Annotated in this window: 10 protein-coding genes; 6 read left to right on the top strand and 4 right to left on the bottom strand. The window is 66.8% G+C overall.

Annotation, left to right across the window (positions count from 1 at the left end; genetic code table 11):
• Positions 1-127 precede the first annotated feature (127 nt).
• Together MVF76_RS06160 and MVF76_RS06155 are read right to left on the bottom strand one after the other, a co-directional pair.
• Positions 128-1,300 (bottom strand): pyridoxal phosphate-dependent aminotransferase, encoded by a 1,173-nt coding sequence (locus MVF76_RS06160; RefSeq protein WP_297527919.1) that lies wholly within the window; start codon positions 1,298-1,300, stop codon positions 128-130.
• The gene (locus MVF76_RS06155; RefSeq protein ID WP_297527918.1) at positions 1,297-2,067 is read right to left on the bottom strand and encodes an HAD family hydrolase; all 771 of its coding nucleotides are present in this window, start codon (positions 2,065-2,067) and stop codon (positions 1,297-1,299) included. The genes MVF76_RS06160 and MVF76_RS06155 overlap by 4 nt, the downstream gene beginning before the upstream one ends.
• 333 nt (positions 2,068-2,400) lie before the next feature.
• On the opposite strand from MVF76_RS06155, the gene dksA reads away from it, so the two are divergent.
• The 5 genes from dksA to MVF76_RS06130 all read left to right on the top strand — a co-directional run bounded on the left by dksA (position 2,401) and on the right by MVF76_RS06130 (position 8,413).
• Complete coding sequence (gene dksA / locus MVF76_RS06150) at positions 2,401-2,997, top strand: RNA polymerase-binding protein DksA (RefSeq protein ID WP_317622942.1); 597 nt, start codon at positions 2,401-2,403, stop codon at positions 2,995-2,997.
• A 20-nt stretch (positions 2,998-3,017) separates the two neighbouring features.
• Positions 3,018-3,953 carry a tRNA glutamyl-Q(34) synthetase GluQRS gene (gene gluQRS, locus MVF76_RS06145; RefSeq protein WP_297527917.1) on the top strand — a complete coding sequence of 312 codons (936 nt, stop codon included), beginning with the start codon at positions 3,018-3,020 and terminating at the stop codon, positions 3,951-3,953.
• A gap of 36 nt (positions 3,954-3,989) precedes the next feature.
• Positions 3,990-5,927 (top strand): acetate--CoA ligase, encoded by a 1,938-nt coding sequence (acs, locus tag MVF76_RS06140; protein WP_297527916.1) that lies wholly within the window; start codon positions 3,990-3,992, stop codon positions 5,925-5,927.
• 6 nt (positions 5,928-5,933) lie between these two features.
• The gene (locus MVF76_RS06135; protein ID WP_297527915.1) at positions 5,934-6,719 is read left to right on the top strand and encodes a response regulator; all 786 of its coding nucleotides are present in this window, start codon (positions 5,934-5,936) and stop codon (positions 6,717-6,719) included.
• Between the two features lie 350 nt (positions 6,720-7,069).
• On the top strand, positions 7,070-8,413 hold the full coding sequence (locus MVF76_RS06130) for a WD40 repeat domain-containing protein (RefSeq protein ID WP_297527914.1): 1,344 nt from the start codon (positions 7,070-7,072) through the stop codon (positions 8,411-8,413).
• A gap of 60 nt (positions 8,414-8,473) precedes the next feature.
• Here MVF76_RS06130 and MVF76_RS06125 read toward each other — a convergent pair whose 3' ends face one another.
• Positions 8,474-9,073, bottom strand: coding sequence for a hypothetical protein (locus MVF76_RS06125; protein ID WP_297527913.1), 600 nt, complete (start codon positions 9,071-9,073; stop codon positions 8,474-8,476).
• A 105-nt stretch (positions 9,074-9,178) separates the two neighbouring features.
• Positions 9,179-10,090 (bottom strand): LysR family transcriptional regulator, encoded by a 912-nt coding sequence (locus MVF76_RS06120; RefSeq protein ID WP_297527912.1) that lies wholly within the window; start codon positions 10,088-10,090, stop codon positions 9,179-9,181.
• A 152-nt stretch (positions 10,091-10,242) separates the two neighbouring features.
• Between MVF76_RS06120 and MVF76_RS06115 the strand changes: the two genes are divergently transcribed.
• On the top strand, positions 10,243-11,487 hold the full coding sequence (locus MVF76_RS06115) for a ketose-bisphosphate aldolase (RefSeq protein ID WP_297527911.1): 1,245 nt from the start codon (positions 10,243-10,245) through the stop codon (positions 11,485-11,487).

Below are 11,487 nucleotides of genomic sequence, written 5' to 3'. Positions count from 1 at the left end.
TTCACCATCAGGGCCCGGGCGGGCAACAGACCGCCCATATCACAGAGGCCGAATATATGCAGGCAACCGACCCCACCTGTCTTCCGGCGTCTTGCAAAACGGGGGAGTCCATATATGGATTCCGTGGCTATCCTTCAGCCCGCAGGAAACGCTCGATGCGATCCACGCCCTCGCGCAGGCGGCTGATGTCGGTGGTGTAGGCGAAACGCACATGCCTTTCCGGCGCGGCGTCGCCGAAGTCGATGCCGGGCGTCAGCGCCACGCCGGCCGCCTCCAGCAGGCGCTCGCAGAAGGCATAGCTGTCATTGGTGAGCGCGCTGCAGTCGGCATAGAGATAGAAGGCCCCTTCCGGCGCGCGGGCGATGCGGAAACCGAGCGCGCGGACTGCCGGCAGCAGGAAATCCCGGCGCTCGGCAAAGGCCTGGCGACGAGCCTCGAGGATCTCCCGGGTCGCCGGCTCGAAGGCCGCCAGTGCCGCCCACTGTGCCGGCGTGGGCGCGGCCAGGAACAGGTTCTGCGCCAGCACGTCCAGCGGTTCCATCCAGTCTGCGGGCGCCACCAGCCAGCCCAGCCGCCAGCCGGTCATGCCGAAGTACTTGGAAAAGCTGTTGAGCACAAAGAGGTCGTCGCCGGCGGCCAGCGCCGTGGGCGCCTGCACGCCATAGGTGAGACCCTGGTAGATCTCGTCGACGATGAGTCGGGCGTCGCGGCTGCGCGTCAGTGCGGCCAGCCCGGCCAGATCGTCGGCCGACAGGATGGCCCCGGTCGGATTGGCCGGAGAGGCCGCGAGCACCGCCCGCGCGCCCTCGCCCCAGTGGGCCTCGGCAAGACCCGGGGTGAGCTGGTAGCCGGTCTCGGGCTCGCCCGGCACCGCCACCGGTTCGCCGCCGAACAGGCGCACGAAGGTGCGGTTGCAGGGATAGCCGGGGTCGCTCATCAGCACCCGGTCGCCGGGGTCGACCAGCGCCGCCATCATGAGCTGCAGGGCACCGGATGCACCCGGTGTGACCAGGATGCGCGCGGGATCGACCGCTACGCCGTATTCATCCTGATAGTGGCCGGCAATGGCCTCGCGCAGCGCAGGCAGGCCGGCCGCCGGGGTGTAGTGGGTGCGGCCCGCGGCCAGCGCCGCGCGCCCCGCCTCGACAATGGGCGCGGCGGTGTCGAAGTCGGGCTCGCCGATCTCCATGTGCACGATGTCGCGGCCGGCCGCCTCCAACGCGCGCGCCCGGGCCAGCAGCCGCATGACATGGAACGGCCGGATGGCCGACAGCCGCGCGGCCGGCCGCTCGCGGTTCATGCGCCTGTCACCCTTGCATGCAGCGCGCGCAGCCAGGGCACGGTCACCATCTCCCCCTCGGGCACCTCCCCGGCCAGCACCCGGAACGACTGTCCGGGCTCGCCCAGCTGATCGAGCAGCGCCGCGGCACCGGTGAAATCCTGGCCCTCGGTATAGAAGCTCTCGGTGACCAGGGTGGGAATGCCGGCCGCCAGCGCGGCCTGCAGGCCGTTCTCGGAGTCCTCCAGCGCCAGGCAGGCGGCCGGATCGAGCTGCATGTGCTCCAGGGTGTAGTGATAGATGTCGGGCGCGGGCTTCTTGGCCGGCACCACGCCGCCGGCCGCGATCAGCTCGAACCAGTCCCGCGCCTCCGGCCCGAGGGTGGCATCCAGCAGCGAGGTGACATTCTCCAGCGTGGTGGTGGTCGCGATGGCGAGCCTCAGCCCGGCATCGCGGGCCTCGCGCAGCAGCCGTTCCACGCCCGGGCGCAGCGGCATCCGGCCGCTGCCGGCGCGCTCGGTGTAGACCTCGGTCTTCGCCGCATGCAACCCGGCGATGAAGGCGTCCAGGTCCTCGACCTGCGGCATCGCCGGCGCACTTTCGGCGATGAAATGGCGAATGCGCTCCTTGCCGCCGGTCACGGCCAGCAGCTCGCGATAGCGATTCTGGTCCCAGTGCCAGTCCAGGCCGGCACGGCGGAAGGCCTCGTTGAAGGCCTCGCGGTGGACTTCCTCGGTTTCGGCCAGCGTGCCGTCGACGTCGAATAGCAGCGCCTTGAGCTCGGTCATGGGGGGCTCCCTGTGTGAAATCGGCCCGCCAGCTTACCGGAGGCCGCGAACCGGTGCACGAAGCCGCGAAGCCAGAGGCCGCGAGTTCGGGCCGGTTCCGGGCTTGACTCGGCCATCCGCTGCATCGAAACTTAGCCGCTTGAATCGCCGCGCCCTGCCGCGCGGGCCACCTTCCCGCCGCCCTGCGCGGCGAGACCGGATCTGCAGGAGAGCTGGATGGCTGCCAAGAAGAAGGCTGTAGCAAAGAAGAAGGCCGCGAAGAAGACGGCCGCCAAGAAGGCGCCCGCCAAGAAGGCCGCGGCGAAGAAGAAGGTCACGGCGAAAAAGGCCGCAGTGAAGAAGGCACCGGCGAAAAAGGCAGCAGCGAAGAAGAAGGCCGTGGCCAAGAAGAAGGTCGCAGCGAAGAAGGCACCGGCAAGGAAGGCAGCAGCGAAGAAGACCGTGGCAGGAAAGAGGCCACCGGCGAAGAAGAAGGCCGCCCGCAAGCAGGCCCCCTCCACCCGCACGCCGCATGGCACCATCGTCGACGACATCGCCCCCTACGAGGAGAGCGCCGGCGAGGAGTACATGAACGAGGCGCAGCGCGCCCACTTCCGCGACATCCTGCTTGCCTGGAAGCGCGAGCTGATGGAAGAGGTCGACCGCACCGTGCATCACATGCAGGACGAGGCCGCCAATTTCCCGGATCCCAACGATCGTGCGACCCAGGAATCCGAGTTCAGCATGGAGCTGCGCACCCGCGACCGCGAGCGCAAGCTGATCAAGAAGATCGACGAGGCACTGGACAAGCTGGAGCACAACGAATACGGCTGGTGCGATTCCTGCGGTGTCGAGATCGGCATCCGCCGCCTGGAGGCACGGCCGACGGCGACCCTGTGCATCGACTGCAAGACGCTGGATGAGATTCGCGAGAAGCATCTCGGCAAGTGACTCGGCCACGGGCCGCGGGCATGACCGACCGCGGCCCTGACGCCACCCCACCCTACCGCGGGCGTTTCGCGCCCTCCCCGACCGGGCCCCTGCACTTCGGCTCGCTGGTGGCCGCCCTGGCGAGCTGCCTGGATGCGCGCGCCGCCGGCGGCGAATGGCTGCTGCGCATGGAAGACGTCGACCGCACGCGCGAGGTTCCGGGCGCGGCGGACGCCATCCTCCGTGCGCTGGATGCCTTCGGCTTCGAGTGGGATGGCCCGGTGATGTACCAGCAGCACCGCGCCCCGGCCTATCGGACCGCACTCGAGCGCCTGCTGGCCGCCGGTCACGCCTTCCCCTGTGCCTGCACCCGGCGGGAACTCGAGGCCCATGCCCGGCCCGGGCCGGAGGGGCGCATCTATCCCGGCACCTGCCGCGAGGGCCTGCCATCGGGACGCGAGGCGCGCGCCGTGCGCGTGCGGGTCGAGGATGCAGCCGTCCGCTTCCAGGACCGGCTGCTGGGCCCCCAGGTCCAGGATCTCGCCGCCGAGGTCGGCGATTTCGTCATTCGTCGTGGCGATGGCCTGTTCGCCTACCAGCTCGCGGTGGTGGTGGACGATGCCGAACAGGGCATCACCCACGTGGTGCGCGGCAGTGACCTGCTCGGTTCCACACCGCGGCAGATCCACCTGCAGCGACTGCTCGGCCTGCCGACACCGCGTTACCTGCACCTGCCGGTCGCGGTCGATACCCGCGGCGTGAAGCTCAGCAAGCAGACCGGCGCCCCGCCCGTGGACCCTAAACGGCCGCTGGCCGCTCTGTGCGCCGCACTGCGCTTCCTCGGCCATGCGCCACCGGCGGAAATCTGCAGCGGCCCGCTGGACGACTTCTGGCGATGGGCCATCGACCACTGGTCCGTCGACCGCCTGCCGCGTCGGAAATCGATCGAGGTTTCGGAGTCCCCGGCAGCCCGCTAGAATGGCCTGAATCGTCGCCCAGGGAGAAGCCGCACCATGTCCGAATCCAAGGTCTACCCGGTCCCCGAGTCCTTCGCGCGCAAGGCGTGGATCGACGCGGAGTCCTACGAAACCCTGTACCGGCGTTCGGTCGAGGATCCCGAAGGCTTCTGGGCCGAACAGGCCGAACGGTTCCTGAGCTGGTCGAAGCGCTGGGACCGGGTACTCGACTGGAACTACGAGGAACCGAAGATACGCTGGTTCGAGGGCGGCAAGCTCAATGTCGCCTACAACTGCCTCGACCGTCATCTGGAGACGCGCGGCGACCAGACGGCGTTGATCTGGGAAGGCGACGACCCCGCCACCGACAGCCGCATCAGCTACCGGGAACTGCACGAGGCCGTGTGCCGCCTGGGCAACGCCCTCAAGGCGCGCGGCGTGAACAAGGGCGACCGGGTCTGCATCTACATGCCCATGATCCCCGAGGCCTGCGTGGCCATGCTGGCCTGCGCACGCATCGGCGCCGTGCATTCGGTGGTGTTCGGCGGCTTCTCGCCGGAATCGCTCAAGGACCGCATCCTCGACTCCGACTGCCGCGTGGTCATCACCGCCGACGAGGGCGTGCGCGGCGGCAGGCCGGTTCCGCTCAAGGCCAACACCGATGCCGCGCTGAGCGAGTGCCCGGACGTGCATACCGTATTCGTGGTCCGGCACACCGGTGGCGACATCGCCTGGCACGAGGGGCGCGACGTCTGGTACGGCGAAGCCGTCGCAGCGGCCTCGACCGACTGCCCCTGCGAGGAGATGGACGCCGAGGACCCGCTGTTCATCCTCTATACCTCGGGCTCCACCGGCAAGCCCAAGGGCGTGCTGCACACCACCGGCGGCTACCTGCTGTACGCGGCCATCACCCACAAGTACGTGTTCGACTATCACGAGGGTGACATTTACTGGTGCACCGCCGACGTCGGCTGGATCACCGGCCATACCTACATCGTCTATGGACCTCTGGCCAACGGTGCCATCAGCCTGCTGTTCGAGGGTGTGCCCACCTGGCCGGATGCCTCGCGCTTCTGGCAGGTGGTGGACAAGCACAAGGTCAACATCTTCTACACCGCGCCCACCGCCATTCGCGCGCTGATGCGCGAGGGCGATGGACCCGTCAAAAAGACCTCGCGCGAAAGCCTGCGCCTGCTGGGCACCGTCGGCGAACCCATCAACCCCGAGGCCTGGGAGTGGTACTACCATGTGGTCGGCAACGGCCGCTGCCCCATCGTCGATACCTGGTGGCAGACCGAGACCGGCGGCCACCTGATCACCCCCCTGCCCGGCGCCACCCCGCTCAAGCCCGGTTCCGCCACCCGCCCCTTCTTCGGCGTGGTGCCGGCCATCGTCGACAACGAGGGCAACATTCTGGAGGGACCCTGCGAGGGCAACCTGGTCATCACCCGGCCCTGGCCAGGCCAGATGCGCACCGTTTACGGCGATCACAAGCGCTTCCGGGATACCTACTTCAGCACCTATCCCGGCATGTACTTTACCGGTGACGGCGCGCGCCGCGACGAGGACGGCTACTACTGGATCACCGGACGCGTCGACGACGTGCTCAACGTTTCCGGCCATCGCCTGGGCACGGCGGAAATCGAGAGCGCGCTGGTCCTGCATGACGCCGTGGCCGAGGCCGCCGTGGTCGGCTATCCGCACGACATCAAGGGCCAGGGCATCTATGCCTACGTAACGCTGGTCAAGGGCGTCGAACCCAGCGACGCCCTGAGGACAGAACTGGTGGAACTGGTGCGCAAGGAGATCGGTCCCATCGCCAAGCCCGATATCATCCAGTGGGCACCCGCCCTGCCCAAGACCCGCTCCGGCAAGATCATGCGCCGCATCCTGCGCAAGATCGCCGCCAACGAGCTGGACAACCTCGGCGACATCTCCACCCTGGCCGATCCGGGTGTCGTCGAGGAACTCAAGGCCAACCGTGCCCACCGCTGAGAACCGATGCAGGTGACATCGCTGCACCTGTTGCTGGTCGAGCCTTCCTCGACCCAGGCGCGCATCGTGGAAGGCTGGCTCAGGGATTTTGGCATCCGCCACCTGCAACGGGTTCAGAGTGGCGAGGCCGCCCTGGAAACCATGGCCGGACAGCCGCCGGACCTGGTGATCAGCGCCATGCACCTGCCGGGCATGACCGGATCCGATCTGGCCGTGCAGATGCGCGAGGACGACCGCTTTCGCGACACCGCCTTCATCCTGATCAGCAGCGAGACCGGCTTCCGCTATCTGGAGCCGTTGCGCCAGGCCGGCATCACTGCCATCCTGCCCAAGCCCTTCGACGAACCGCAGTTGCATACCTCGCTCACAGCCGCGCTGCATTTCCTGGAACCGCAGCCGCTGGACGAGGGCCGTTTCGTACCGGAGGAACTACAGGTATTGCTGGTCGACGATCTGGCCACCGCGCGGCGCTTCATGCGCCAGATCCTTGAGCGCATGGGCATCGAGCGCATCGACGAGGCCGGCAACGGCGTCGAGGCGCGTGATCTCATCGACTGCAACTTCTACGACCTCATCATCACCGACTACCACATGCCGGAGATGGACGGCGAGGCCCTGCTCAACTACATCCGCAACGACAGCCAGCAGCCCAGCGTGCCGGTACTGATGGTCACCTCGCGCGCCGAGGGCTCGCGCATCGCGGCACTCCAGCAGGCGGGCGTCTCGGCTGTTTTCGACAAGCCCTTCGATGTGGACTCCTTGCGCAGCATGATCGAGTCCGTACTGGCCTGAACGTCCCCCTGACGGTTTTCCGATAGCAGGTGCCCGTGGCGAACCACGGGCATCGGTTGCTCCTCTTTCTACCGCACCGGCATCCAGTCTGCGGCCCTGCCACTCCCATCTCCTTGTTTTTCAATGGTCGTTACCGGCCGTCGACGGCAAGCCCCGGCCTCGACTCAAGTAAGCGGGGCGAGAGCCGATACCCCAGTTAGATCCAGATGTCAAGTAATTGACGCACAACGGCGCACCGCTGGGGTCGCCAGGGAGGCACCGCGGCCCGCGCACCGGCTGTTGCCGGACACGGCAAACCACGGATTCCGGACGCGTGGCCGGACCACGCAATCGACAAAGGAAATATCGACATGAAGCGACTGACCCGTCTCCTGACCGCCCTCATCTCGGCCGGCAGCCTGTGCCTGCCGCTCGCCGCCAGCGCGGAAGCCGAGGACATCTACGCCGTGCAGTTCTCGGCCGACGGCCGGCACCTGGTCACGGGCGGCTCCGGCGGCCACAGCATGGAGTATGACGAAAACTACTCCGGCGGCATCAAGCTGTGGGACGTGGATACCGGAGAGCTGATCACCTCCTTCGGCCAGCAGGTCCATCTGTACACCATATTCGGTCAGGAATACGGCCGCATCGGCAAGCGCCGCTGGAACATCCACAGCTTTAAGGACATCGTGGTCAACGGCAACTACCCGGATGGCAAGATCCTGCTGCTGCCCAGCTCGCTGGGCCATATCAAGAGCCGGCGGGATGTGACCCTGCCCGAATTCTTCGGTGCTTCGGTGGACTTCTCGGGCAGCCGTATCGACCGCATCGAACTGGCCGCGAAACCGGACGACGAACGGCGCTGCGGCGAACATGCCTATGAATACATCGGCCCCATCGTCGCCTCGGACAATGGCCGTTACGCAGCGGTCGCGGTCAACACCTGCAAGACCCGGACCGACCGCCCGGTACCCATCGCCCAGTATGACTCGACCGTGCACGTGGTCGATCTCGATACGCTGAAGGTGGTGCACAGTCTGGAGAAGGTCGACTCCGGCATCTACGCCCTGGGCATTGCCAACAACGGCGAGCGCCTGGCGTTCGTGGGCCGTGATCATTTTGCGGTGATCGATGTCGACAGCGGCAAGCGCAGGGTCGTGGAAAACTATCCTGACGCCGTGTTCCAGGTACCGCGCCAGTTCAGCACGCTCTACTTCAACGAGGACGCCACCAAGCTGGTTTCCCTGCACTATATCCTCGACATCGACAGCGGCAAGGAACAGGCGCTGGAATGGAGCAAGGACTCCGTGGTCAGCAAGGGGCGCACCGCCAGCGTCAAGGTGGCACCCAATCTCGACTACTTCGTGCTGGTCAAGCCCAAGCGCTCCTTCATCGTATTCGGTGACGATGGTCTGCCCCGGTCCTACGGCAAGGCCGATCGCGTGGTCAAGGTGGACATACGCACCGGTGAGGAGCAGGAACTCAAGATCACCGATTCCCGCACCGAGGGCAAGAAGTGCGTCACCGACATCTCGCCGGACAGCCGTCGCATTGCGGTGGCCTGCGCGGGCGGTCTGCTCAAGGTGTTCGATGCCGGCTCCGGCAAGCTGGTGTGGGAACAGCAGGCCATCGGCTACCGCAAGGACACCCTGGACGAAGCGCTGATCCAGGTCCGCGCCCGGCCGCTGCCCTTCCTCTACAGCATGGCCGACTGAGGTCCTTTCTTTCGACTTCACTGCCGGGACGGGGGGTCGCCATGCGGCCCCCTGTCTCTTTCAGCCCGAAAAGACCACCAGCAGCCCCAGACCGTAGAGACCCGCCGGCCACCACCAGGAACGGGCCTGCGCACGCAGGGCATCGAGCACGAAATAGCCAACCAGGATACTGAGCATGTAGATGGGCACGACCTGAAGCGAAGTCAGGTGCCCCAGATCGCCGGGCAGATAGTAGGCATAGAATTCGCCGGCCAGCGCAATGAACAGCAGATTGCCGCCGACCTCGAAGATCAGGGGCGCATCGATGCCATTGATGACGGCCATCAGCGGACGCCCCCGGCGACGCAGGCTCTGTTCGGTCATGTACAGGTGCAGACCATAGGCCGGCCAGATCAGCGGACCCAGCATGGACACATCGCCTTCATGTCGGGGCAGCACGCGATAGGACCAGAGCGGGTGGCCGATCAACGACTCGTAGGCCGAATTGACGAGGACTTCGGCGACCACGGCAAGCAGGAACACGCTGGCCGCGGTCACCGCCGCCGGCAGGAGCCGCCAGGCCAGCGGCGTCCGCAAAAGGCCACGGTTGACCACCCAGGACAGGCCCACCATCGCCAGCGCACAGAGCACGCCGGCCGCAACCGGGGAAAGCGGACTCACCCGACCGTACTCCCTGGGTTCATTGCCACTGCCATCTTGCCCCATGATACGCGAAAGCCAATGGCCCGCTTTCCCGGCAGAGCTGTCACCTCTCCGGCCACATGCTCAGTCCTGCGCGTGGTGCAGAAAATCGAGAAATGCGCGCGCCGCCGGCGACGGGCGCTTGCCTGCGGGATGCCCAAGATGCCACTGCCAGGGCAGGGGAAACCCCTGCACATCCAGCTCGACCGGCCCGCCCTCGACCAGGGGATCCAGGGCATCCCGACAGAGCAGCGCCAGACCCAGTCCGCCCGCCACCGCCTGCTTGATGGCCTCGTTGCTGCCGATCTCCATCCTCAGCGGCGGCGACAGTCCCGCACCTGAAAAGATCTCATCGAACAGCATCCGGGTACCCGAGCCGGGTTCGCGCACCACGAAAGGCTCGGTGGCCAGGCGCGACAGCGGGATGTCCCGGGCCCCGGCGAGCGGGTGGTCGGGCGGTGCAATCAGCACTCCCTCGCTCCCCGCACAGCGCCGGAAACGGAACTCCTCCGAAACGGGTGGGCGCGCCATGATGTAAAGGTCGTCCTCGTTGGCCTGCATGCGCTCGAGAATACGGGCCCGATTGGTCACCTTCAGAGCCACCTCGATATCGGGGTAACGACGGCAGAAATCACCCAGCAGGTGGGGCACGAAATACTTGGCCGTGGTCACTACCGCCACGCGCAGATGTCCGGTGGCCAGACCGCGCAGCTCGGACACCTCCATGTCGAGCGCTTCCAGCGCCTCCAGTACGGTCGCCGCCGCCCGCCGCAAGGCCTCGCCGGCCTCGGTCAGGTACAGCCTGCGACCGACGCGCTCGACCAGAGGCATCCCGACCGCGGCCTCCAGCTTGCGAACCTGCATGGACACGGTGGGCTGGGTGATCATCAGCGCCTCGGCGGTCCGGGTATAGCTGCCGGTCCGCGCCAGCGCGGCGAAGATCTGCAACTGGCGCAGGCTGGTCGCGGCAAGCAAGCGCGATGCGCCCTGAGTCATAAATACCCATCTATGATTGATATCGATGAAAGTGACTTTAACTTATGGAAAATCCCGGCACAATGCGGGCAGGATATCGGCAGGAATGCGCGGCGCACCGCCGGACCAATAACACAACCCATTGACTTTCATAATTTATTCGGGGAACTGCCATGCCTCTGGTGCACATGAAGGACATGCTCGAGCACGCCCGGCGCGAAGGTTATGCCGTCGGGGCCTTCGACGTCGTCGGCCTGGAATTCCTGGAGGCCGTCATGGCGGGGGTCGAACAGGCCGGCGCCCCGGTGATCATCAGCCTCGCCGAGTCGCACTTCGAACATTACGATTTCGAACTGCTGATGGCCGCGGTGGAGGCGGCGGCGAAACGCAGTCCGGTGCCCGCCGCCATCCACCTCGACCACGGTGCATCCCTGGCATCCGCCATCCGGGCCATCAATCTCGGCGCCAATGGCGTGATGGTGGATGCCTCGAACCTGCCACTGGACGGGAACATCGAACGCACCCGGGCCATCGTCGACATGGCGCACGGCTGCGACGTGCCGGTGGAAGGCGAACTGGGCTATGTCGCCGGCGTCGAGGGCGAAGACGCGGAGAAGCACCCTGGGGAGGTCATCTACACTTCGGTCGAGGACGCCAGCGCCTATGTGGCGGCGACCGGTGTCGACTTCCTGGCCGTATCCATCGGCACCGTGCACGGCCGCTTGCGCACGAAGCCCCGGCTGGACTTCGACCGCCTGGCCGCCATCAACGAGGCGCTCGGCATCCCGCTGGTGATCCACGGCGGCACCGGCCTGGCGGACGACCAGTTCCGCCGCCTGATTGCGAACGGCGTGACAAAGATCAACTACTACACCGCGCTGGCCGACCGCGCTGCGGACGCCATCCGCGAACAGGCAGGGGCCGACCCGGGCGCCGGCTACACCCGCCTGCTCTCCGGCACCCGCGCGGCCATCCGCGACGAGGTCGTGCGCTGCTGCGAACTCTGGGGCAGTGCCGGCCGGGCAGCCGCGCTGCTGGACCATTGCCGTCCCTGGACGCCGGTCGAACACACCATCCTCTACAACGTCGAAGGTCTCGACGAGAACGGCGTGGAGGCGATGATGCGGGAGGGCCGGGCGGTCCTGTCGGGGATTCCGGGCGTGCGGCGGGTCTTCACCGGCGACGCAGTCACCGAAGATGCGCCCTACCGTCACTGCTGGCTGGTACAGTTCGCCAGCGCAGCCGTGATCGACAGCTATCGCGAGCATCCCGCTCACCAGCGCTTCGCCAACGAACGCTTCCGCCCCCATGCCGGGGACCGGGTCAGCATCGACTTCGCCGAGCGGGCACGGGACGAGCGATGCGAGGATGCCCCGAACGAGGGCGGACAGAGCGCCTCGGGAGCCGCGCCCGGATAA

This window comes from Thiohalobacter sp., from assembly GCF_027000115.1.
GTDB lineage: Bacteria > Pseudomonadota > Gammaproteobacteria > Thiohalobacterales > Thiohalobacteraceae > JALTON01.
The sequence above is the reverse complement of the archived record's forward strand: the minus strand, read 5'-3'. Positions and strand labels throughout refer to the sequence as shown.